Origin of the sequence: Salinihabitans flavidus (genome assembly GCF_900110425.1) — a bacterium.
Lineage (GTDB): Bacteria > Pseudomonadota > Alphaproteobacteria > Rhodobacterales > Rhodobacteraceae > Salinihabitans > Salinihabitans flavidus.
In genome coordinates this window covers 296,464-319,573 of sequence record NZ_FODS01000002.1, presented here as the reverse complement: position 1 = coordinate 319,573, position 23,110 = coordinate 296,464, and the positions used below count along the sequence as shown (strand labels likewise).

At 64.6% G+C, this 23,110-nt stretch carries 22 protein-coding genes and 1 tRNA gene; 15 read left to right on the top strand and 8 right to left on the bottom strand.

The annotated features are described in order from the left end of the window. On the top strand, window positions 1-332 hold a 332-nt coding region (locus BMW66_RS03390; RefSeq protein WP_139196115.1), incomplete at its 5' end, for an integrase core domain-containing protein. Here the strand turns inward: BMW66_RS03390 and BMW66_RS03385 are convergent. From BMW66_RS03385 to BMW66_RS03375, 3 genes are read right to left on the bottom strand one after another with little or no spacing between them, the layout of a single operon-like run. Then, entirely contained in the window at window positions 329-1,669 is a 1,341-nt protein-coding gene (locus BMW66_RS03385) for a sigma-54-dependent transcriptional regulator (RefSeq protein ID WP_093115373.1), read from the bottom strand. The genes BMW66_RS03390 and BMW66_RS03385 overlap by 4 nt on opposite strands. After that, window positions 1,666-3,423, bottom strand: coding sequence for a sensor histidine kinase (locus tag BMW66_RS03380; protein ID WP_093115433.1), 1,758 nt, complete (start codon window positions 3,421-3,423; stop codon window positions 1,666-1,668). Before BMW66_RS03380 ends, BMW66_RS03385 begins: the two co-directional genes overlap by 4 nt. Before the next feature lie 31 nt (window positions 3,424-3,454). After that, on the bottom strand, window positions 3,455-4,762 hold the full coding sequence (locus tag BMW66_RS03375) for a mechanosensitive ion channel family protein (RefSeq protein ID WP_093115432.1): 1,308 nt from the start codon (window positions 4,760-4,762) through the stop codon (window positions 3,455-3,457). A gap of 235 nt (window positions 4,763-4,997) precedes the next feature. Here BMW66_RS03375 and BMW66_RS03370 point away from each other — a divergent pair, with 235 nt between their 5' ends. The 5 genes from BMW66_RS03370 (at window position 4,998) to BMW66_RS03345 (ending at window position 10,253) form a co-directional block, all read left to right on the top strand. Continuing rightward, complete coding sequence (locus tag BMW66_RS03370; RefSeq protein WP_093115371.1) at window positions 4,998-5,741, top strand: sulfite exporter TauE/SafE family protein; 744 nt, start codon at window positions 4,998-5,000, stop codon at window positions 5,739-5,741. 212 nt (window positions 5,742-5,953) lie between these two features. After that, entirely contained in the window at window positions 5,954-7,357 is a 1,404-nt protein-coding gene (leuC, locus tag BMW66_RS03360) for a 3-isopropylmalate dehydratase large subunit (protein ID WP_093115367.1), read from the top strand. 78 nt (window positions 7,358-7,435) lie between these two features. After that, a complete protein-coding gene (gene leuD, locus BMW66_RS03355; RefSeq protein WP_093115365.1) occupies window positions 7,436-8,041 on the top strand; it encodes a 3-isopropylmalate dehydratase small subunit in 606 nt (201 codons plus the stop codon). A 359-nt stretch (window positions 8,042-8,400) separates the two neighbouring features. Next, window positions 8,401-9,234, top strand: coding sequence for a hypothetical protein (locus BMW66_RS20560; RefSeq protein ID WP_245729319.1), 834 nt, complete (start codon window positions 8,401-8,403; stop codon window positions 9,232-9,234). A gap of 104 nt (window positions 9,235-9,338) precedes the next feature. After that, window positions 9,339-10,253, top strand: coding sequence for an endonuclease/exonuclease/phosphatase family protein (locus BMW66_RS03345; RefSeq protein ID WP_342741841.1), 915 nt, complete (start codon window positions 9,339-9,341; stop codon window positions 10,251-10,253). Here BMW66_RS03345 and BMW66_RS03340 read toward each other — a convergent pair. Continuing rightward, window positions 10,220-11,134 (bottom strand): Rossmann-fold NAD(P)-binding domain-containing protein, encoded by a 915-nt coding sequence (locus BMW66_RS03340; protein WP_093115363.1) that lies wholly within the window; start codon window positions 11,132-11,134, stop codon window positions 10,220-10,222. The genes BMW66_RS03345 and BMW66_RS03340 overlap by 34 nt on opposite strands. A 96-nt stretch (window positions 11,135-11,230) precedes the next feature. Here BMW66_RS03340 and BMW66_RS03335 point away from each other — a divergent pair, with 96 nt between their 5' ends. From BMW66_RS03335 to BMW66_RS03325, 3 genes are all read left to right on the top strand, one after another. After that, window positions 11,231-12,127 carry a LysR family transcriptional regulator gene (locus BMW66_RS03335; protein ID WP_093115361.1) on the top strand — a complete coding sequence of 299 codons (897 nt, stop codon included), beginning with the start codon at window positions 11,231-11,233 and terminating at the stop codon, window positions 12,125-12,127. Window positions 12,128-12,188: 61 nt separating this feature from the next. Further along, entirely contained in the window at window positions 12,189-13,292 is a 1,104-nt protein-coding gene (gene leuB / locus BMW66_RS03330; RefSeq protein WP_093115359.1) for a 3-isopropylmalate dehydrogenase, read from the top strand. A gap of 287 nt (window positions 13,293-13,579) precedes the next feature. Then, window positions 13,580-13,656, top strand: a tRNA-Pro gene (locus tag BMW66_RS03325). Between the two features lie 298 nt (window positions 13,657-13,954). Here the strand turns inward: BMW66_RS03325 and BMW66_RS03320 are convergent. Further along, on the bottom strand, window positions 13,955-14,428 hold the full coding sequence (locus BMW66_RS03320) for a L,D-transpeptidase family protein (RefSeq protein WP_093115426.1): 474 nt from the start codon (window positions 14,426-14,428) through the stop codon (window positions 13,955-13,957). A gap of 32 nt (window positions 14,429-14,460) precedes the next feature. After that, complete coding sequence (ribA, locus tag BMW66_RS03315; protein WP_093115357.1) at window positions 14,461-15,552, bottom strand: GTP cyclohydrolase II; 1,092 nt, start codon at window positions 15,550-15,552, stop codon at window positions 14,461-14,463. Between the two features lie 161 nt (window positions 15,553-15,713). Between ribA and BMW66_RS03310 the strand changes: the two genes are divergently transcribed. Then, window positions 15,714-16,400 (top strand): response regulator transcription factor, encoded by a 687-nt coding sequence (locus tag BMW66_RS03310; RefSeq protein ID WP_093115355.1) that lies wholly within the window; start codon window positions 15,714-15,716, stop codon window positions 16,398-16,400. Window positions 16,401-16,583: 183 nt separating this feature from the next. Here the strand turns inward: BMW66_RS03310 and thpD are convergent, their stop codons facing one another. Further along, a complete protein-coding gene (gene thpD, locus BMW66_RS03305) occupies window positions 16,584-17,531 on the bottom strand; it encodes an ectoine hydroxylase (RefSeq protein ID WP_245729317.1) in 948 nt (315 codons plus the stop codon). 177 nt (window positions 17,532-17,708) lie between these two features. Between thpD and xth the strand changes: the two genes are divergently transcribed. The 4 genes from xth to BMW66_RS03285 are packed head-to-tail and all read left to right on the top strand — an operon-like array spanning window position 17,709 to window position 20,322. Further along, a complete protein-coding gene (xth, locus tag BMW66_RS03300) occupies window positions 17,709-18,497 on the top strand; it encodes an exodeoxyribonuclease III (protein WP_093115351.1) in 789 nt (262 codons plus the stop codon). A 53-nt stretch (window positions 18,498-18,550) separates the two neighbouring features. Continuing rightward, window positions 18,551-19,471 (top strand): thioredoxin family protein, encoded by a 921-nt coding sequence (locus tag BMW66_RS03295; protein WP_093115349.1) that lies wholly within the window; start codon window positions 18,551-18,553, stop codon window positions 19,469-19,471. Window positions 19,472-19,498: 27 nt separating this feature from the next. Then, complete coding sequence (locus tag BMW66_RS03290) at window positions 19,499-20,143, top strand: LON peptidase substrate-binding domain-containing protein (RefSeq protein WP_093115347.1); 645 nt, start codon at window positions 19,499-19,501, stop codon at window positions 20,141-20,143. Further along, window positions 20,140-20,322, top strand: a complete 183-nt coding sequence (locus BMW66_RS03285; RefSeq protein ID WP_093115345.1) for a Trm112 family protein — start codon at window positions 20,140-20,142, stop codon at window positions 20,320-20,322. Before BMW66_RS03290 ends, BMW66_RS03285 begins: the two co-directional genes overlap by 4 nt. On the opposite strand, the gene BMW66_RS03280 is transcribed toward BMW66_RS03285, so the two are convergent. After that, window positions 20,319-21,536: a UbiH/UbiF/VisC/COQ6 family ubiquinone biosynthesis hydroxylase gene (locus BMW66_RS03280; protein WP_093115343.1), complete on the bottom strand. Its 1,218-nt coding sequence runs from the start codon at window positions 21,534-21,536 to the stop codon at window positions 20,319-20,321. The two genes, BMW66_RS03285 and BMW66_RS03280, sit on opposite strands and share 4 nt — an antisense overlap. 90 nt (window positions 21,537-21,626) lie before the next feature. Between BMW66_RS03280 and BMW66_RS03275 the strand changes: the two genes are divergently transcribed. Continuing rightward, a complete protein-coding gene (locus tag BMW66_RS03275) occupies window positions 21,627-22,955 on the top strand; it encodes an amidase (protein WP_093115341.1) in 1,329 nt (442 codons plus the stop codon). The last annotated feature ends 155 nt before the right edge of the window (window positions 22,956-23,110 follow it).

The window sequence follows — 23,110 nt, the reverse complement described above, 5'->3', positions numbered from 1 at the left end:
CGATCATCTCCCGGCCGATGCGCTTCGACATGATCTGTGAGGCGAACGGCATCGAGCACCGGCTGACCAAACCCAACCATCCATGGACCAACGGCCAGGTCGAGAGGATGAACCGCACGATCAAGGACGCGACGGTCAAGCGCTTCCACTACGACAGCCACAATCAGCTACGCACGCACCTCACAGACTTCATGGCAGCCTACAATTTCGCCCGGCGGCTCAAAACTCTCGGCGGCCTCACGCCCTACGAATACATCTGCAAGGTCTGGACCTCAGAGCCGGATCGTTTCATCCTAAATCCGATCCACCAGATGCCGGGACTAAACACCTAGAGCAGCGCATCCTTATCGAGATCGAGTTTCACGATCTTCTCGTTAAGGGTGCGCCGTCCGATTCCGAGCGCCTCGGCTACGGCGTCCATGCGGCCGCGGTGCGCCTGTATCGCCTTTGCGATCAGCTCGCGTTCGAACGCGGCAACCGCCTCTCGCAGGGTGTCGGGCACTTCTGAAAAGGCGGTGTCGGCGCGGATCGCCTCGAGAACGGAGCCGCGCCCGCGCCGGGCGGCAAGCACGCGGCGTTCGGCGACATGGCGCAATTCTCGCACGTTGCCCGGCCAGTTGTGTGCCATCAGCGCGGCGATATCCTCGGGGCCCGGGTCGGGCGGAGCGATTTCATGGGTGCGGGCGTGCAGATCCAGAAAATGCCGAAACAGCAGGGCTAGGTCTTCGCGCCGCGCGCGCAGCGGCGGCAGCGCGAGTTGCATGGTGTTGAGCCGGTAAAGCAGGTCGGCGCGCAATCGCCCCTCTGCCACGGCGCGCTCCGGGTCTTCGTTGGAGGCGCAGACAAGGCGGAAATCCACCTTCACCGGAGCGTGCGCGCCGATGGGCCAGATCTCGCGCGTTTCGATCACACGCAGCAGCTTGGCCTGTGCGGGTTCGGGGCAGGCGCAAATCTCGTCGAGAAAGAGCGTGCCGCCGTCGGAGGCAGTCAGCGTTCCGGTCGTCTCGCCCTTCACGCCGAACATGCCGGCCTCGAACCGCGTGTCGGGCAAGGTGGCGCAGTTGAGCGCGACGAAGGGTTTTCCGGCGCGCGGCGACAGGTCGTGCAGGGCGCGGGCCACCAGTTCCTTGCCGGTGCCGGTCTCTCCGGTCACGAGCACCGGGGTGTCGGTTTCGGCCAGCGCTAGCACATCCTCGCGCAGGGTGCGGATGTCGGATGTCTGGCCCAGAAGCACGCGGTCCAGCCCCGAGAGCCGCGCCAGCCGCGCCTTGAGCCGGTCCCGGTCGCGCGCCATGCGGTGTCGTTCGGCGGCATTGCGCAGGATCGACAGAAGGCGGCGCGGATCGCAGGGTTTCTCGACGAAGCTGTAAGCGCCGTTCTGCATCGCCTCGACCGCCATGGGAATGTCTCCATGTGCGGAGATCAGCACCACGGGCGGCGCGGTGGCGCGGTCGAGGCTGGCCAGAAGCTCCATCCCCGACATGCCGGGCATGCGCATATCCGACAGGATCACATCGGGCGCCAGCGGGGGCAGCAGTTCGGCCACCGAGGCCGCGCGCGCCGTGGCCTCCACCTGCCAGCCCGCGGCCTCCAGCAGCTCGCAGAGCGAGGCGCGCATGGCCTTGTCGTCATCGACGATCAGGGCACGCAGGCCGGTGCCGCCGGTCATGGCTGCGCCTCCTCGTGCGCGCGGTGGCCGGACGGGGCCGGATCTGTGGCGGCGGCGAGTGGCAGTTCCACCGAGAAGACGGCGCCGGGACCGGCGCGACGGTCCCGGGCACGCATTCGTCCGCCGTGGTCACGCAGGATGTCGGCGGAGATGGCAAGGCCAAGCCCCATCCCCTGACCGGAGGGTTTGGTGGTGGTGAAGGGCTCTGTCAGTTCGGACAACTCCGTGCCGCTGAGCCCGGTTCCGGTGTCGCGGATGTCGAGCCGGGCGTAGTCTCCGGCGGTCGTGAGGCTCACCGACAGCTCCTTGGCTTGCGCCTCCTGCATCGCGTCCACGGCATTGCGCATCAGGTTGGTGGCGACCTGTTCCAGCCGCAGCCGGGAGCCAGTGACGACTACCGGATCGTCTGGCAGATCCATTCTCAGGTGAACGTCCGCGCCCTCGATATTGGCGGCAATGAGGGTTGCGGCGCCCCGGATGGCATCGCGCAGATCCACCGGCCCCATCGCTTCGGGGTCGGGACTGGCAAAGAACTTGAGCTGCCGGGTGATGCCCTCCATCCGTTCCACCAGCCCCGAGAGTTTCGCCAGCGACGCGGCGCGGCCCGAGATTTCCATCGCGACAAGGTGGTTGCGCATGGCGGCAATGGGCTGTCCCAATTCATGCGTGACGGAGGCCGCGAGACGGCCGAGCGCGGCAAGGCGGCTGGCGCGGGCCAGTTCATCGCGGGTGCGTTCGAGACGTGCTTCGGCCGCGCGACGTTCCTCGATCTCGACGGCGAGGCGGGCGTTGGCCTGCCGCAGGTCGGCCTCTTCGGCCTCGGACCGGCGCAGGGCGGCGCCGATGCGCGCGGAGCGGCGCGATTGCGCCACCAGCACCGCGATGGCGGCGATCACGGCAGCGATCACCACGGCAAGCCATGCGCGGGTGCGCACCGGGCTTTCGGAGGCGAAGTAATGCAGCCGCCAACCATGAGGCAGTGCGGCGGAGGTCAGGTGGATCTGCCGCTCCGCGCCGATGTCGGCGCGGTTGCCGGGCAGCGGGCGCCAGTCGAGCGGATCGAGCGGCAGATCCGAGAACTGCTGGGCGCGGGCGATCTCGGCGCGTTGTGCGGCGCTCAGCCCCGACAGACTTCGGTAGCGCCAGTCCGGGTCGGAGGCGAGCAGCACGACGCCATCGGCATTGGACAGGAGCACCTGTTCGCCGCTGTCCTGCCAGGAGCGTTCCAGCTTGCCCAGATCGAGCTTGATCGCCACCACTCCAAGCGTCTCTCCCGACGGCGTGGTGACGGCTTCGGCCATGAAATAGCCGGGCCGCCCGGTGGTGGCGCCGATGCCGTAGAAGCGGCCCTGCCGCCCGGCCATCGCCTCCTTGAAATAGGGGCGGAAGGCGTAGTTCTGGCCCACGAAACTGCCCGGCTGCCCGGCGTTGTTGGCGGCGATGGTCAGCCCGGTGGTGTCCATCAGATAAACCGCTTCCAGCCCCGCGCGGTCGGCCACGGCGGCAAAGCGCCGGTTGAGTGTCTCACGCCCGTCGCCGGGCAGCGCCGCGAGGACGAAGGGATCGCGCGCCAGAACGAAGGTCAGATGCGAAAAGCGGTCGATCTCAGCCTGTGTGGAGGCGCGGTAGAGCGAAAGCCGCCCCTCGGCGCGGGTGGTCTCTCCGGCGCGGAACCATGCGGCCGAGAGATGATAGAGGCCAAGGCCCAGAAGCAGGAACAGCCCGGCAAGGGCGAGGGCGCGGCTGAGTTTCATGCCGAAGTCTTGGCGCGAAACGCAGGCCGGATCAAGCGCCCGGCGCATCGGAGGTAGGGTCGGGGTCGTCGCCGAGAAGGCGGACCTCGCGCTGGGGGAAGGGAATGGAAATGCTGTTTTCACGAAACGCGTCCCAGAGGGCGAGATAGACATTGCCGCGAATATTGGTGAGCCCGCCGGTCGGATCGCAGATCCAGAAGCGCAGAATATAGTCCAGTGAACTGTCGCCGAAGCCGACGATATGGCAGACCGGGGCATTGGGATGACTGAGCACGCGGTCCACGGTCTTCGCCGCCTCGATGGCGATGCGCCGGACCTCATGAGGGTTGTTGGCGTAGGCTGTGCCGAAGTAGATGTCGAGCCGCACGAAATCGTTGGAATGGGACCAGTTGACCACCTGCCCGGTGATCAGATCTTCGTTCGGGATCAGGTACTCCTTGCCGTCGCGAGTCACGACCGAGACATAGCGCGCGCCCAGCGAGTTGATCCAGCCGAAGGTTTCGCCAAGCGAGATCACGTCGCCCGGCTTGATCGACTTGTCGAGCAGGATGATGATGCCCGAGACGAGGTTGGAGACCACCTTTTGCAGGCCGAAGCCGAGGCCGACGCCGATGGCGCCCGACAAGACCGCCAGCCCGGTGAGATCGACGCCGACGATGCGCAGGCCGATGAAGAAGGCCGCGCCGTAGAAGAGAACCTGAAGGAACTTGACCACCAACACCTGCATGGAGGGCGAGATGTCTTCGTTCCGGCTGATATTGGCGGCGGTGTTGCGCGCCAGGAATCGTGCCACGGCCAGCGTCAGCGCCAGCATCACCACCGCCTGAAGCAGGGTCAGCAGAGAGAGACGCATCTGGCCGACTTCAAGAGCGATGGAGTCGAGAAGTTGCCGCGCGTCCGGCTCCAGTCCCAGAATGTTCAGCGTCACCCAGACCCAGGCCCCGGTGCGCAGCACCATGCGCAGGAAATTGTTGTGAACCAGTCGCGCGATCAACGCGATGACCAGCCACGCGGTGGCCAGTTGGGCCAGAATGACCAGCATGTAGGAGCGGCTGGGCCATGTCACCTCGCGCATGATCAGCACCATGGCCCAGAGGACGATCACGAAGAAGACCAGCGCAAGGCGGCGGTACAGCATCAGCATGTAGCGCAACCGCCATTTCGGCCAGCCTTCACGGGTGCGTAGCCATTGGTGCAGTCGCGGACCGAACAGGCGCGAGAGCGCGAAGGCCAGCACCAGAAGCGCCAACGCGATAAGCACCTGATAGGCATTCCAGGGACGCAGCAGACTGGAGGCGAACCGGAACAGGTCTTCCCAGAGTCCTATCGTCAACTCCAGCGAGCCGGGGGCCTCGGGGTCCGGTGGCGCCCCCTGAGCGGCGGTATCCGGCGCGCCCGCCTGCGGCGTGCCGGTCTGCGCGATGTCGTAGGTCGTTGCTGTCGTTTCGTTTTTCACGCCGCTCCCCCGTTCGCCCAAGGGTAAGATTAAAGCGGCGCCCGGATCAATGACAGGAAATAAACCGCGCCCGCGTAAACGGCTTGCACCCGGCGCGGGGCTGGCCTAGCAGCCTTGCATGAGCGAGATTGTCCTGATCCTTCTGGCCGGTTTCGGCGCCGGCATCGTCAATGCGCTGGCGGGCGGCGGTACGTTCCTGACTTTTCCGGCGCTGGTCTTTGCCGGGCTGCCGCCGGTGCTGGCCAATGCCACGAGCGCGGTGGCGGTCTTTCCCGGCTATCTCGCGGCGGCGGCGGGCTTCCGCGCGGAGATTACCGCACTGCCGCGCAAGAAGCTCTACTGGGCGTGCGGGGTGGCGCTGGCGGGCGGGCTTTGTGGCGGGCTTCTGCTGCTGGTGTCCTCCAACGAGGTCTTTTCGGTGGTGGTGCCCTTTCTTCTGCTGGCGGCGACGCTGGCGTTCGCCTTTCAGAAGCGGTTGCAGATCTGGATGCTGCGCAGCCCTGTGAAGGCCACGCCCTACGGGGCGGTGGGGCTGTTTTTCGTATCGGTCTATGGGGGGTATTTCAACGGCGGGCTGGGAATCGTTCTTCTGGCGCTCTTCGCGCTGTGGGGGATGGTGGATCTGCGCCAGATGAACGGGCTCAAGAATGCGCTGTCCTTCGTGATTTCGGCCATTTCGGTGGCGACATTCGCGGTGGCCGGTCTGGTGGCATGGCCGCAGGCGGGGATGATGGCGGCGGCGGCCGTTCTGGGCGGGTTCGCCGGCGCGCGGCTCGCCCGGGTTCTGCCGCCGGTGGTGATCCGGGGATTCATCATCGCGGTGGGTCTTTCGATGAGCGCGGTCTTCCTTGCGCGGCTGTGAATGCCTATCTTGATGCAAGACATCGACAGGTGTAAGGACAACGCATGGAACGCATCTATGACATAGACGACCGCGCCTTTCTGCCCTGGCGCTTTTTCGGTCAGTCCAAGTCGGTCAACGCCGCGCTATGATCGCGCGCGGGCCGCGCCGTGGACGCGCGCGCCCCGAAGTCATGCAGCCTATCGCCACATTCATCGAAGGGGAGAGGACATATGTCCCCCAAGACACTCTATGACAAGATATGGGATGCGCATGTCGCGCATGAAGCCGAAGACGGCACCACCCTGCTTTATATCGACCGGCATCTCGTGCATGAGGTGACGAGCCCGCAAGCCTTCGAAGGGTTGCGGATGGCGGGCCGCGATGTGCGCGCCCCGGCCAAGACCATCGCCGTGCCCGATCACAACGTGCCCACGACCCCCGACCGGGTGCATGGAATCGAGAACGAGGAAAGCCGGATCCAGGTCGATGCGCTCGACCGCAACGCGATAGATTTCGGCATCAACTATTACCCCGTCAACGATGTGCGGCAGGGGATCGTGCATATCGTCGGGCCGGAACAGGGCTGGACCCTGCCGGGGATGACGGTGGTCTGCGGCGACAGCCATACGGCGACGCATGGCGCCTTTGGCGCGCTTGCGCATGGCATCGGCACGTCGGAGGTCGAGCACGTGCTCGCCACACAGACGCTGATCCAGAGCAAATCCAAGAACATGAAGGTGGAGATCACCGGGCAGCTTCCTCCCGGTGTGACGGCCAAGGACATCACCCTTACGGTCATCGGGCGCACCGGGACCGCGGGCGGCACCGGATATGTGATCGAGTACTGCGGCGAGGCGATCCGGTCGCTATCGATGGAAGGGCGGATGACGGTCTGCAACATGGCGATCGAAGGCGGCGCGCGCGCCGGTCTCATTGCGCCGGACGACACGACCTTTGAGTATATCAAGGGTCGCCCCCACGCCCCCAAGGGCGCGCAGTGGGAACAGGCGCTGGAGTATTGGAAGACGCTTTATTCGGACAAGGATGCGGTCTTTGACGAGGTGATCATCATTGACGCCGGAGAGATCGAGCCGGTTGTGACGTGGGGCACCAGCCCCGAGGACGTGCTGCCGATTTCGGGGCATGTGCCCGATCCGTCGCAGTTCAGCGGCGGCAAGGTCGAGGCGGCCAAGCGCGCATTGGACTACATGGGCCTGACGCCGGGGATGAAGCTGACCGATATCGAGATCGACACGGTGTTCATTGGCTCCTGTACCAATGGCCGGATCGAGGATCTGCGCGCGGTGGCCGATGTCGTGAAGGGCAAGAAGATCAAGGAGGGCCTGCGCGCCATGATCGTGCCCGGATCGGGCCTTGTGCGCGCCCAGGCCGAGGAAGAGGGGCTGGCCGAGATCTTTCAGGAGGCGGGGTTCGAATGGCGGCTCGCGGGCTGTTCCATGTGCCTTGCGATGAACCCCGATCAACTCTCGCCCGGCGAACGCTGTGCGGCCACGTCGAACCGCAATTTCGAGGGTCGTCAGGGCCGGGGCGGGCGCACCCATCTCGTCAGCCCGGCGATGGCGGCGGCGGCGGCGATCACCGGCCACCTGACCGACGTGCGCGAGATGATGTGAACGGTGCGGCGGGGGGATACCCCGCCCGACCCTGAAGGGCGGGGATGTCCCGCCAACCGTTTCAAGGAGACAGAGCGAATGGAAAAATTCGAAAAGATCACCGGGATCGCGGCGCCCATGCCGCTGGTGAATATCGACACCGACATGATCATCCCCAAACAGTTTCTCAAGACGATCAAGCGGTCGGGGCTTGGCGTCAACCTGTTCGACGAGATGCGCTATGACGACGACGGCAAGGAAATCGCGGATTTCGTACTCAACAAGCCGCAATACCGCAAGTCCGAGATCCTTGTGGCGGGGGAGAATTTCGGCTGCGGCTCCAGCCGGGAACACGCGCCGTGGGCGATCAAGGATTTCGGGATCAGATGCGTGATAGCGCCGTCCTTCGCGGATATTTTCTACAACAACTGCTTCAAGAACGGCATCCTGCCGATCAAGCTTCCGCAAAGCCAGGTTGATGTTCTGATAAGGGACGCGGAAAAGGGTGAGAACGCCCGGATGACAGTCGATCTCGAGGCGCAGGAGGTTACCACGTCGGACGGCGAAGTGTTTTCCTTCGAGGTGGACCCGTTTCGCAAACATTGCCTGCTCAACGGGCTCGACGACATCGCGCTGACGCTGGAGAAGGTCGCCTCGATCGACGCCTACGAGGCGCGGCTTTCGGCGGAGCGCCCCTGGGTCTGATCCGTTTTTCTGCCGCAATCCTGGCACAATTTGGGGCTGTCCTGCAGAGCAGGGCGGCCTCTTTGCATTTTACCAGGGAAGGGCCTTCGGCGGCTTGTGGACTTCGACCAATGGGGCACAAGATATGGCATAACTTTGGATTAGAAGGGTTTTTCCCACTGCCCATTGATGCAACGCCGCACCACTTTGCTCCGATTGCCGGGCCTGGAAGGAGTCTTTTCACACCGAGGCTTGAGACCTTTGGGGAAACCGGGCAGGATTGAGGCAATAATGAGGCAGCCCGCCGGAGCAGGCGGGATCAGGTTGGATACAGCACGCGGCAAAGAATCGCGGCGCTCCAGGTTGAAGGGAACGAGACCGTGTTTGAGCAGTTCACTTCCGCCATCGTGCGGGCATTCCTGATGGCGTTGCTGCTTGCGACGCCAGCGTTGATACTTCCCAATGTTGGTTTGGACGCGACGCAGATTGTTCTGCTGTTTGCACTGTTCACCGGATGTCTGATTTTTATCGAGTATTTCGCGCGTTACCCGTCGATCGTCGAGTTCCGCTATGCGCCGCCTTTCAACCGGCTGCGATTCATCGCGATCTTCCTGACAGTCCTGTCGCTTTCCATAATCGCACGGGCGCGGTTCGAACCCAATGCCCTGAGTTCCTTTCTCGAAGCACTGGGCGTCGTGGTGGGCAATGTGATTGATTTTCCATACTCGCCGGTGCAACTCATGGTGATCATGCTGCCCGACGATGCTTCGCAACAGCTTGTCGTGGCGGTGAGGAGCGCCTCGGGCCTGGCCTATCTGATTTCCTTGATCATGCTGGCGGTGTTCTATTTCTACGTTCGCATCCTCGACTGGCCGGCGCGGGGCGGCGCGTTCAATGTCTGGGTGAACCTTCCATTGTTCGATCCGACCGCAGGGGGGGACGTGTTGCCCCGGCTCAACCGCGACGGGCAACTCAATATCGCGTTCGGTTTCTTGATGCCGTTCCTGATCCCGGCCATTGTGCAGATGATGTCGGATCTGGTGGACCCGATCTACCTTGACGATCCGCAAACCCTGATATGGACGATAAGCGGATGGGCCTTCATACCTGCGAGCCTGATCATGCGCGGCATGGCGATGCTGCGAGTGGCGCAGCTCATCGACGAGAACCGCAAGCGCGCCTATGCGGCGGCGCGGGGGTTGCAGGCCGTCTGATCCTCGGTCTGATCGCGCTGATCGCGGTTTGCCTGCCGGCGCAGGCAGAGCCGCTTCGGGTGGCGAGTTTTCACACTGAATTGTCGCGCAAGGGGCCGGGGCTGATGCTGCGCGACCTGCTGCGCGGCGATGTGCAGGGGCGGGCCGTGGCGCGGGTGGTGGCCGGGGCGGCGCCGGATGTGCTTGTGCTTCAGGGGGTGGATTTCGACCACGATCTGCACGGGTTGAGGGCGCTGCGCGACGTGATCACCGAGGCGGGTCTGCATTATTCGCATCTTTTCGCGCTTCGGCCCAACAGCGGGATGGCCAGCGGTCACGATCTCGACGGCAATGGCCGTCTGGGCGAGGCGGCGGATGCGCAGGGGTACGGGAAGTTCGCCGGGGAAGGGGGGCTTGCGATCCTGTCGCGCCACCCGGTGCGCGAAGGCGGGGTGGTCGACTTCTCCGCGATGCTCTGGCGCGATCTGCCGGGGGCCCGGCTTCCGGTGTCGGTGGCGGGGCCGTTTCCATCGCAGGGGGCGCAGGCGGTGCAGCGACTGTCGTCGGTCGGCCATTGGGCGGTACCGGTCGCCGTTCCGGGCGGGGAGGTCACCATCCTGGCCTTTCACGCCACGACGCCGGTGTTCGACGGACCCGAGGATCGCAACGGGCTGCGCAATGCCGATGAGCTGCGTTTCTGGCTGCGCTATCTTGACGGGGCGCTGAATGTGCCGCCGCCCGGGGGGCGCTTTGTTGTGATGGGCGTGGCCAACAACGATCCGCGCCGGGGCGAGGGGCGAAAAGGGGCGATCCGCGCGCTTGTGACTGACCCCCGGTTGCAGGATCCGCTGGCCGGGCGCGACACCGTCGATTGGCCGCCGCCGGGGCCGGGCCGGCGGCGGGCGGATGTGATCCTGCCCTCCGCCGACTGGCGGGTGATGGGCGCGGGGGTGGTCTGGCCCGCGCCGGGAGAGGCGCTGCACGATGCGGCGGGCGCGGCGAGCCGTCACCGGCTGATCTGGGTCGATCTGGACGGCTGAGCGGCGGGGGCGGGGCGCAGCGCCACCTGCGGCAGAGCGGAGGCGAGCGCCTTGTCCAGCGGAGTATGCCGGAAGCCGGGCAGAAGGGCATCGAAACGCACCGCCCCGATCCGGTGCGGCAGGTTCCACAGATAGCGCATCTCCACCAGGCATCGGCCCATTTTCCAGACTGGCGCGGCAAGTCGCAGGGGTAGCCAGTTGAGAGGTTTCACGCGCAAGGCCCGCCCCGTCACCTGTTCGAGGGCGGCGGCCATCTCATCGCCCGACAGCGTGTAACCGGGAAAACCCACCTCCTCGTACCGGTTGAGGGTGTCGCGCCGCTCTGCCAGCATCACTGCGGCGCGGGCCATGTCCGGCAGATACGCCCAGGCATGGGGGATGTCACGGCGGCCGGGGTAGGTGAAACGCCCCTGCGCGATCTTCGGGGTCATCATCAGGTCGAACCAGTTGCCAGAGGCCTGCGTGTCGATGAAATCGCCTGCGCGCAGCAGGATGGTGCGCACCCCGGAGGCGCGATAGGCCTGCTCCATTTCGATGCGGATGCGGCCGAGCGGATTTGTCGCGGCGTGGGGCGTGGTCAGGTCGAAGACTTGCGGGCTGCCGTCGCCATAGACATAGACATTGCCCGGCACGATCACGGTGGCGTCATGTGCTTTCGCGGCGGCAATCACCTGCCGGGTAAGGTGCGGGACATTGGTGGCCCAGTCCGGGTAGGCCGGGTTCCAGCCGTTCACGATCACATCGGCGCCGCGTGCCGCCTGCATGAGGTCGTCGCGCGCACGGTCGAAGCGGCGCACCTGCCAGCCGGCGGCGGCGAAGGCTTCTGCGCTGGCGCGGCCGAAGCGGCCGGAGGAGCCAAGGATGAGAGCGGTCTGTTGCATGGGACAATCTCCTGTCTGGTTGGGATGGGGGAAGTCTTGTCCATGCGCGAGAATTTGGAAATTGGTTGAGATCGCAGATGTGCTATTCATTATTGAATGAATGACCGACTCTCATCGCTCGACTGGTCGCTGGTGCAGGCGTTTCTTGCCGTCGCCGAGACCGGATCGCTGTCGCAGGCCGCCCGGCGGCTGGGGGCAAGCCAACCGACGCTGGGCCGCCAGATCCGCGCGCTCGAATCGCAGCTGGACGCGGAGCTCTTCCAGAGGGTGCCGCGAGGCCTGACGCTCACTGCGCTGGGGCAGGAGGTGCTTCCGGCGGCGCAGGAGATGCGCGCTGCGATGGGCCGGATCGCGCTGACGGCGGCGGGTGGACAGTCGCGGCTTCGGGGCGATGTGCGGATCGCCAGCAGCGTGTTCATGGCGCATCACGTCCTGCCGGCGATCCTGGCGCGGCTGCGGCGCGCGGAGCCGGAAATTGCCATCGACCTCGTGCCCTCGGATGGATCGGAGAACCTTCTGTTTCGGGAGGCAGACATCGCGGTGCGCATGTATCGCCCCGATCAGCTCGATATTGTGGCCCAGCATATCGGCGAGATCGGGATCGGCGTGTTCGCGGCGCGGTCCTATCTGGAGCGGGCGGGGCGCCCGTCGGTGCCCGAGGATTTGCTGCATCATGAGATGGTGGGCTATGATCGCAACGATCTGATTTTGCGGATCATGCGGGACATGGGATTTCCCGCCGCGCGCGAGATGTTCAGTGTGCGCTGCGACAACCAGAGCGCCTATTGGGAGCTGGTGAGGGCGGGATGCGGCATCGGGTTCGCGCAGATCACGACAGGGCAGGCCGATCCGGGGGTGGAGCGGCTTTTGCCCGACATGGCGCTGCCACCCCTGCCGGTCTGGCTCTCGGCGCATGAGGCGATGCGGCACACGCCGCGCATCCGCCGAGTCTGGCAGGCGCTGAGCGAGGGATTGCGGCCGGTCGTTTCTTGATCTTTGCCGGGCTTGCCGCTACGCCCTTGGCGGAACGCTATTGACCAAGGACGGACATTCCATGAGCAACCCTTCCCTTCTCATTCTCGCCGGTGACGGCATCGGCCCCGAAGTCATGGCGCAGGTCAGCCGCATCATCGACTGGTATGGCGACAAGCGCGGCATGGCCTTCGATGTCAGCGAGGATCTCGTGGGCGGGGCGGCCTATGACAAACATGGCACGCCGCTGCACGACGACACGATGGCGAAGGCGCAGGAGGTGGACGCGGTTCTGCTGGGCGCCGTGGGCGGACCCAAATATGACGATCTGGATTTCAGCGTGAAGCCGGAGCGGGGTCTTCTGCGGTTGCGCAAGGAGATGGATCTATTCGCCAACCTGCGCCCGGCGCAGTGTTTCGGCGCGCTGGCGGATTTCTCGTCGCTCAAGCGGGAGGTGGTCGAGGGGCTCGACCTGATGATCGTGCGCGAGCTGACCTCGGGCTCCTATTTCGGAGAGCCGCGCGGGATCTTCACCGAGAACAACGAACGCGTCGGCATCAACACCCAGCGTTACACCGAAAGCGAGATCGAGCGCGTGGCGCGCGCGGCCTTCGATCTGGCGATGAAGCGCAATCGCAAACTCTGCTCAATGGAGAAGGCCAACGTGATGGAATCGGGCGTCCTCTGGCGCGAGGTCGTCACGGAGGTGAGCGCGGACTACCCCGAGGTCGAACTGAGCCACATGTATGCCGACAATGGCGCGATGCAGCTTGTCCGCGCGCCCAAGCAGTTCGACGTGATCGTGACCGACAACCTGTTTGGCGATATCCTTTCGGATTGCGCTGCGATGCTGACCGGCAGCCTTGGTATGCTGCCGTCCGCGAGCCTCGGCGCGCCAATGGCGAACGGGCGGCCCAAGGCGCTTTATGAGCCCGTGCATGGCAGCGCGCCGGACATCGCCGGGCAGGGCAAGGCCAACCCCTGCGCCTGCATCCTGAGCTTTGCCATGGCGCTGCGCTATTCCTTCGATACGGGCGCGGAAGCGGACCGGCTTGAACGCGCGGTGGAAAAGGTGCTCGCCGATGGTGTGCGCACCGCGGATCTGATGCAGAAGGAAGGCGGCACGCCTGTCTCCACCACCGAGATGGGCGATGCGGTGATCGCGGCGCTGGACGCGAGCCTGTAGCCCTCGCGCTGGCTTTTGTGTGGCGGGCGCATTCTCCGGCGTTTTCCACAGGTGATCATCTGCGGGTTTGAAACCGAATGGCCCGCAGCAACGACGGCAACGCGAGACTGCACGTCTGGATTTCAGGTCCCCTGGATGGTGAACGATCCTGTCGCTTTATCGAGAGCGGGCGACACACCGCGTAGTTGGCGGCCGGTATGATGTGGCAGAGCCTGCGATCAAAGGGGAATGACGGTCTCATCGGCTCTTGTCATTGTTCGAAAGCTGGGCTAATCCCCGGTTACGGTCGGAGTGTAGCTCAGCCTGGTAGAGCACTGTCTTCGGGAGGCAGGGGCCGGAGGTTCGAATCCTCTCACTCCGACCAATAAAACAAGGCGCCCACGGGCGCCTTTGGTGTTTTCAAGTCAGCGCTTCACGGTTCATCGGACCTATACGCCAGCCGAACTCCAGAGCGCTCGCCGCCTTGCGCAGGTGTTCGGGGTTGTGCGTTGGTTCTGGGTGACTTCGACGGTTGGGAATCGGCATCTGGGATGTTCGAGCGCGGTCAGGGGCTTTTGCCACATTTCTGGCATGTCGATGCGACGGCGTTTCAGGAAGTGCTGTGTGCCAAAACCTGAAGTGTTTCAGACAAAGTTGATGGGACGGGGAGGTATGAGGAGTCGTCAGCCGCGGGCGGGCACCAGAAAGCGGGCGCCGGGCGCGAGGTGTGCGGCGATCCAGTGCAGGTGATCGCGGCGCAGGGCGATGCAGCCTTCGGTGGGAACCCCGGGGCGGCGCCACTGGTGGATGAAGATGGCAGAGCCGTGGCCGGGCTGGGCATTGGGCCAGTTCCAGTCGGTGATCAGCACCAGATCATAAAGCGGATCGGCGCGGCGCAGCGCCTCGTGGCTGTGCGGGTAGGGCGCACGGACCATGTGGTTGTAATGTGCCTCGCCGCTGGCATCCGACCACAGATCGTCCACAACAATCGGCGTGGCCCAGGGCGCGGGGCGCGGTATACGGTCGGGACGGTAGAGCATACCGACAATGCGGTGCGTTCCGGCGGGTGTGGCGCCGTCGCCTTCGCGCTTGGCCGTTGTCACCCCGCCGCGCCCGATGGTGCAGGCAAAACGCCGCGACCGAAAGCGCAGTCCCATGGGGGTGAGCACGATATCGGCGGGACATGCGATCACGGAAGATGTCCCGATTTTGCTACCTTGGTCGCGAGATAGGCGCGGTTGTGGGCGGTCTCCCCGATCCTGAGCGGCACACGCTCTGTCACGGCGATGCCGGTCTTCTCCATCATTTCGATCTTGCGCGGGTTGTTGGTCAGCAACCGCACAGCGGAAAACCCCATTGTCTTGAGGATGTCGGCGCCGATGCGGAAATCGCGTTCGTCGTCCTCGAACCCAAGCCGGTGGTTCGCCTCCACGGTATCGAAGCCCTGATCCTGCAAGCTGTAGGCGCGCATCTTGTTGGCCAGACCGATGCCACGCCCTTCCTGATTGAGATAGAGCAATACGCCTGCCCCCGCCGTGCCCATCTGCGCCAGCGCGCCGCGCAGTTGCGGGCCGCAGTCGCATTTCAGAGAGCCGAGAACATCTCCGGTGAAACAGGCCGAATGCAGCCGCGCAAGCACCGGCTTGTCGCGCGGCGGCTTGCCGATCTCGATGGCGTAATGTTCCTCGCTGCCGTCCTCGGGGCGGAAGATGTGTACGCGCCCGGCCTCTGACGCTTCCATCGGCAAGCGGGCATGAACAACGGGATGCAGTGGGCTCATCGCAGCGAAATGCGGTGCGGCGAGATCGGTGGGAATGACCGTCAGCCCGTGGTCGAGCGCGAAGCGGGCGGCATCGGCGAGAGGCAGTACCAGCGCGGCGGGCAGAAGACGGGCGGTTTTCACCACGCCGATGGCGGCGCGGTGCAGCGTCGCATCGCCCCCGCGCGCCGCGATCAGCGGCCCCTTCATCGGTTTTTGCAGATCGTCCGCTGGATCGGCCACCCCCATCACCCACCCAAGAGAGGCGTCGGGGGGCACGATCACTCGCGCCAGATCGCCGTCATAGGGGCGCGCCTTGAGCGTGACGGCGCGGCGCGCGGTGATCGCCAGCACCGACTCGCCGCCCAGTGCCAGCACGTCCGCCAGCCGCTGCGCATCCAGTGTTTCAGCGGCGAGCACGAGCGCCGCCCCCGCCTCGCTTGTGAGCACGATGGGCACCCCCATCCGCAGATCGGAGCGGGCCCGGGCGAGCCGTTCGAGAATGTCGGGCGCAAAACTCATGTCGTCCTCATGGCGCGGCGGGAGGCACAGATGTAGCCGCCTTTGACGCAATATGAAACATTTGCCGGCTGGATTACACGAGCGCGTGAGAGAATTGCAGCAAAACTTGCCGTCACCACGCTGCGCGGCCATGTCTGTGAACGGAGATAGAGGAGACCCGCATGGGACAGCTCAAGAAAATTCTTCTGGTGGATGACGATGACGATCTGCGCGAGGCGCTGTCGGAGCAACTCGTTATGACCGAGGATTTCGACGTGTTTGAGGCCGGCAACGGTGCCGAGGCCATGAGCCGGGCCCGCGAGGGGATTTATGATCTGGTCATTCTCGATGTGGGGCTTCCCGACACCGATGGGCGAGAGCTTTGCCGGTTGATGCGCAAGCAAGGGGTGAAGAGCCCGATCCTGATGCTCACCGGCCATGACGGTGACGCCGACACGATCCTTGGCCTTGATGCGGGGGCGAATGACTACGTGAGCAAGCCGTTCAAGTTTCCCGTGCTTCTCGCCCGTATCCGGGCGCAGCTTCGCCAGCACGAGCAATCCGAGGATGCGGTTTTCACGCTTGGTCCCTATACGTTCAAACCGGCTATGAAGATGCTGATCACCGAAGACGAACGCAAGATCCGCCTGACCGAGAAGGAAACCAATATACTCAAGTTCCTTTACCGCGCGAGCGAAGGCGTGGTGGCGCGCGACGTGCTGTTGCACGAGGTTTGGGGCTACAATGCCGGGGTGACGACCCACACGCTTGAGACGCATATCTACCGGCTGCGCCAGAAGATCGAACCAGATCCGTCGAACGCGCGGATTTTGGTGACGGAATCGGGCGGCTATCGTCTCGTTGCGTAGGCAAATTCATGCTTAGGTTGATCTGGAGCAATTCTAAATGTTCAGAACATCTTCAAATTGGGCTAGTATCGATTATGTCTGAGCGATGCGAAAAGAGATCCCGCGCATATCCGGGTAATGATATGCACCTCCCTGTTGGACTGGCCCGGGCTTTGCCCGGGCCTTTTTTTGTGGAGCTTGCCGTCAGGCTGCGCCCTCACCCGTGATCGCCCCGCGGCGCGCCTCCAGCGGGGTGATAGTGTCGCGGTTGGCGAGCCATTCGGGACGCGGGGTTTTCGCCGCGAAGGGCGCGCTGGGGCGATTGGTCAGCGCGTTATAGACGAAGAACGCGTTTGACCGCGGAAAGGGCGTGATATTCCCGTTCGAGCCGTGCAGCGTGTTGCACTCGAAGAACACCACGGTGCCGGCCGGACCGGTGGCGGTGTCGAGTCCGTGTTCCTTTACCAGCTTCGCGATCGTCTCGGGCTGCGGCACGCCGACCACCTGTGCCTTCAGAGAGGTCTTGTGGTTGTCTTCGGGCGTGGCGCCCCGGCAGCCGATGAACCTCCGGTGCGAGCCGGGCACAAGCATCAGCGGTCCGTTCACCGAGGTGTTGTCGGTGAGCAGGATAGAGGCCGAAACCGCGCGCATCCGGGGCACACCGTCCTCAGCGTGCCATGTTTCGAAATCCGAGTGCCAGTAGAATTCCTTGCCCTTGAAGCCCGGCTTGTAGTTGAGCCGGGACTGATGGAGATACACCCGGTCGCCCAGCAGAAACTCGGCCACGCGGGCCAAGCGCGCATCGGCCGCGAGTCGCGCGAAGGTTTCGGAATGCTCGTCCAGTCGGAAGATGGTGCGCACCTCGTCAGAGGCGGGTTCCGAGACGAAATCGGCCGGGCGCTCGGCCGGGTCGGTTGTGCGCAGGCGGCGGCTCACATCCATCAGGCCGCGCACTTCGTCCGGTGTGAAGAGATCTCTGAGCACCAGATAACCCTTTTGCTCGTAATGCTCCGCCTGTTCGCGCGCGAGGGGCGCATCCTCGCTCCAAGCCGTCCACAGCACAGGGTCGGCACGGTCGGTGATGGTTTCACGATCCGCATGGCGCGTCGGATAGGCATCCACGCGTTCACGTTCGAAGGATTCGGTTTTCATGGTGACAGTCATGCTCTTGTCCTCCTTGGCATTGTATCTGCGGTTACCTCCGCCCACGTCGGGACAGCCCCGGTCAAGGGGGGTGGAAGGGCGATTTTCGGGCTGTCCGCGCAGGCACTATCGACTGGAAAACCGACGCGGCGGGGGATAGGTTCCGCAAAAAGCGGAGAGCCTGACATGCCCTTTACCCTCGCCACCTGGAACATCAACTCGGTGCGTTTACGCGAGCCGATCGTTTGCAAACTTCTCGAAGAGGAGGGACCGGATATCCTGTGTCTGCAGGAGTGCAAGTCCCCGGTCGAGAAGATCCCGATGGAGCGGTTCAAAGCACTTGGCTACCACCACATGGTGGCGCGTGGTCAGAAAGGCTACAACGGAGTGGCCATTTTGTCAAAAGCGCCGATCGAGGATATGGGCGAGATGGATTTCGCTGGTCTCGGCCATGCGCGGCATGTGGCGGCGCGGCTGGACAACGGGGTCGTGATCCACAATTTCTATGTGCCCGCTGGAGGCGACGTGCCCGATCGTGCGGTGAACGAGAAATTCGGCCAGAAGCTCGATTACCTGACAGAGATGCGCGACTGGTTCCGCGATGAGCAGATGACCCGATCGATCCTCGTGGGCGATCTCAACATCGCCCCGCGCGAGGATGACGTCTGGAGTCACAAGAAGCTTCTCAAGGTGGTGAGCCACACCCCAGAGGAGGTTGAGCAGCTTGGCCAGACGCAGGAGGCCGGGGCCTGGGTGGACATCACCCGCAAGGACATTCCCGACGGCCAGCTCTATAGCTGGTGGAGCTATCGGGCGCGCGATTGGGATGCCGCCGACAAGGGCCGCAGGCTCGATCATGTCTGGGCCACTCCGGACATTGCGAACGCAGGTCACAACAGCCGCATCCTGCGTGCCGCGCGCGGATGGGAGAAACCGAGCGACCACGCCCCGGTTTTTGCCACTTTCGACCTTTGACTCGGGACGCGTAGCCCTCATATAGGGGCAAACGCAGACAAGGGATGACAATAATGCTGGAACTCGGACAAGGCACACAGACCCCCGCCGGTGATCTGATCAAGGATGTGAGCGAGGCCGACTTCATGGCCGAGGTGGTCGAGGCATCGCAACAGGTGCCGGTGATCGTGGATTTCTGGGCGCCATGGTGCGGCCCGTGCAAAACGCTTGGCCCCGCGCTGGAGGCGGCCGTGACCAAGGCAAACGGCGCGGTGAAGATGGCCAAGGTCAACGTCGATGAGAATCAGGGCATCGCCGGACAGCTGCGGGTGCAGTCGATCCCGACGGTCTATGCCTTCTATCAAGGGCAGCCGATCGACGGGTTTCAGGGGGCTCTGCCCCCGTCGGAGGTGGACGCCTTCGTGCAGCGCGTGATCGAAGCCGGCGGCGCCGCCGTCGAGGGCGGCGACGGTCTGGCCGAGGCGATCAAGGCCGCCGAGACCATGCTCACCGAGGGCGCGGCCAGCGACGCCGCACAGACCTTTGCTGCTATCATTGGCGAGGATCCCAACAATGCCGCCGCCTATGGGGGGCTGGCGCGGGCGCATCTGGCACTGAACGATGTGGAACAGGCAGAGGCCGTTCTCAACGGGGCCCCGGCAGAAATCAGCCATGCGGCCGAGATCGAGGCCGCCCATGCGCAGATCGAGCTGGCCCGGCAGGCCGAGAACGCCGGCCCCGTGGCGGAACTGCGCGACAAGGTCGAAGCTGATCCCGACGACCATCAGGCGCGGTTCGATCTGGCGCTGGCGCTGCATGCTTCTGGCGATGCCGAAGGCGCGGTCGAGCAGTTACTGGAGCTTTTCCGGCGGGACCGCGAGTGGAACGATGAGGCTGCAAAGACGCAGCTTTTCAAGATCTTCGATGCGCTGAAGCCGAATGATCCGGTGGTATTGAATGGACGCCGCAAACTCACCTCGATGATATTTGCCTGACGGTGAAACCGGGCTAAGCTAGAGGATATGATAAAACCTGCCGATCTTCCCGATATGCTGCCCGTGTTTCCGCTTTCCGGGGCGCTTCTCCTGCCACGCGCGCGCTTGCCGCTTCATATCTTCGAGCCGCGATACCTGGCGATGCTGGACGATACGCTCAAGACGTCGGGTCGACTTATCGGGATGGTACAGCCGCATGCCGTGCCGGGACAGGAGGCCCCGGTGCTTCACGCCATCGGCTGCGCCGGTCGCGTCACGCAGTTTTCCGAAACCGAGGATGGTCGCTACCTGATCACGCTGGCGGGGGTGTCGCGGTTTCGCGTCCTGCAAGAGGTGGAGGGGTTTCAGCCCTATCGTCGCGCCCGCATAAGCTGGGACGGATTCGACCGTGACCTCGGCCCATCGGAACGTGATCCGGGGTTCTCTCGCGAGCGGTTCATGATCCTTCTGTCGCGGTTTTTCGAGGCGCTGAACCTGTCGACCGACTGGGACTCCCTGAAGGAGGCGGACGACGAACTGCTGATCAATTCGCTCTCGATGCTGCTGGAATTCAAACCTGAGGACAAACAGGCCTTGCTTGAGGCACCATCGCTTCAAACGCGGCGTGAAACGCTTGTCACCCTGATGGAATTTGCCATGCGGGGCGGCGATTCGGAGGACATCATGCAATGACCCCTTCCCCCGCTTTCGACCGCCGCATGCTGGAGGCGCTGGTCTGCCCCGTCACGCAGACGACGCTTGAGTATGACGCCGAGAAACAGGAGCTTTTGTCCCGTCGGGCGCGGCTCGCCTTTCCGATCCGCGAGGGGATTCCGGTGATGCTCGTCGATGAGGCGCGCAAGCTTGACTAGGCGCGCATCAGCTCTGGCAGGTCCCCGGTCAGGCCCGCCGCCTCGCGGATGACCCCCCGCCGCAGCCCCGGCGCGAGATTGATCAGCCCCATCCCGATGTCGCGGCCCAGTCGCAGAAGCGGATTGTCGTTGGAAAACAGACGGTTTGTCATATCCGTCGCCATCGCAAGCGCCTGTGTGTCAAAGCGGCGCCACTCCTGATACCGTTCCAGAACCTGTATCATACCGATGTCCTCTCCGCGGCGGCGCGCCTCTGTCAGCACCTGAACCAGCGCACCCACGTCGCGCAGCCCGGCATTGAGACCCTGCCCGGCGATCGGGTGCATCCCATGTGCAGCGTCCCCAACAAGCGCGATGCGCGGCGCGGCAAAGCGGTTCGCGACCGTCAGGCCGAGCGGATAGGTGAACCGCTCGCCGGCCAGTGAAATCTCTCCGAGGAAATCGCCGAAGCGCGGGCGCAACACGGCGAGGTAATCGTCATCCTCCATCGCGTCGATCCGGGCGGCCATCGCATCGCTTTCGGTCCAGACGATGGAGCTTCGGTTGCCCGGCAGCGGCAGGATGGCCAGCGGCCCGGGCGGCATGAAGAACTGATGCGCGATGCCGTGATGGGGCTTTTCATGCGCGATGGCGCAGACCAGCGCCGTCTGTCCGTAGCCCCAGCCGGTGCGCCGGATACCCGCGCGCATCGCCACGCCGCTTTGCCGCCCATCGCAGCCCACCAGCAGCGCCGCCCCAAGCTGCCGCCCCGAGGCGAGCGTGACCGTCACCCCCGCCGTGCCGGGGGCCTGTGCGACAACGCTGTCCTCATGGATTGTGGTGATGCGCGGCGCCTCGTGCATCGCCTCCTGAAAGGCGCGGTAGAGAAAGCGGTCCTCGAGCATGAAGCCCATCGGCCCTTCCTCGATCTCGGCATGATCGAAATGCAGCAGGAAGGGCGACGGACCCTCCCCCGCGCGGCCGTCCGTGACCTTGATCTCGAGCATCGGCTGGGCGTTGGCCTCCACGCGGTCCCACACGCCGATGCGCCGCAGCAGGCGTTGCGAGGCCAGCGCCAGCGCATAGCCGCGCCCGTCGAAATTGTCGCCGGCGCGGATGGCGGCGGGACGGGCATCCACCACCGTCACCGAGAACCCGGCTCGTGCCAGCCCCAACGCGAGCGCCGGCCCGTTCAGCCCGCCCCCGGCAATCACGATATCGCTGTCATGTTCCATGCCTTCCAATATGCGTCTTGCTTCGGGATTGTCCATGCGCCGCAAGGCCGCTACCGTCACTGAACAAGAATTTCACGGGGAGAGGCGGGCATGTTCGAATGGCTTGAGATGAGCGCGGCGGATCTGGGGCGTGGAATCGGCGAGGGGGCGATTGATCCGGTAGCACTCACCCAGGCGTTTCTGGGCGCGATCGAAAGCCACGACCTGCGCGACCGCATCTATGCGAGGCTTACCCCGGATCGCGCCATGGCCGAGGCGGCGGCGGCGGCCGAGCGCGCGCGTGCCGGCTATCGCCTGTCGCCGCTCGACGGGGTGCCCGTGAGCTGGAAAGACCTGTTCGACACTGCCGGGGTCGAGACAGAGGCCGGATCGGCCCTTCTGAGAGACCGGGTGCCAGGGCGCGATGCGCGGGTGCTGCGCAATGCCACCGCGATGGGGCTGGTGTGCCTTGGCAAGACCCATATGTCGGAACTGGCCTTCTCGGGGCTGGGCTACAACCCGATCACCGCCACACCCCCCTGCGTGAACGACCCGCGCGCTGTGTCGGGGGGATCGTCCTCGGGGGCGGCGGCCTCCGTGGCCTTCGGGCTGGCGGCGGCAGGGGTGGGCACGGACACCGGTGGATCGGTGCGCATCCCGTCAGCGTGGAACGATCTGGTGGGGCTGAAAACCACCGAAAAACGCCTGAGTCTTGAGGGGGTTGTGCCGCTTTGCCCTTCTTTCGACACGGTCGGCCCACTGTGCCGCACGGTGGAGGATGCCGCGCTGATGCTGGCCGCGCTGGAGGGGCGGGGGGCGCCGGATCTGCGCGGCGCGCGGCTTGAAGGAATGCGCTTCGCCCTGTTGGACACCGTGGCGATGGACGATCTTGAGGACACGCCGCATGCCGCCTTCCTGTCTGCGGTGGAGCGCCTGCAGGCTGCCGGCGCGCGGGTGGAGCGCGTCGAGGCGCCGGAGGTGGCCCGTGCGATGGCGCTGTCGGGCGTGCTGTTCACCGGCGAGGCCTATGGCCAGTGGCGTGATGAGATAGAGGCCGACCCGGACCTGATGTTCGACCGGATTCGCGAGCGTTTTCAATCGGGTGCCAGCTTCTCCGCCCCCGATTTTGCCGCCGGTTGGGCCGAGCTTCACGAGGATCGCCGCCGTTTTGACGCGCGCATGGCACGCTTCGACGCGGTGCTGACGCCCGCCTGCCCGATCCTGCCGCCCGATCTGGCGCGGCTGGGCCGTGACGAGTCGTACTACGTGAGCCGGAACCTTCTGACCCTGCGCAACACGCGGATCGGGAACCTGATGGGTCAAACGGTTCTGACCCTGCCCACCGGCGTGGCGAGTTGCGGGATTCAATTCGCTACGGCGCCCATGTCCGAAGACCGCCTTCTGCGGATCGGGGCGGCGGCGGAAGCGGTTTTGGCGTGATTTTCCGAATCATAGGTTAACCCTTTGATTCAACGCTAAAACCCTTTTCGGTATTACGTCGGTATAACGTCGGTATTTTGTCGGTGCGCGCGATGCCGATTGCACCCTCGCGGGCGGTGTGAACGGGGCGGGCGTTGCTTTTGCGAGTATTCGCG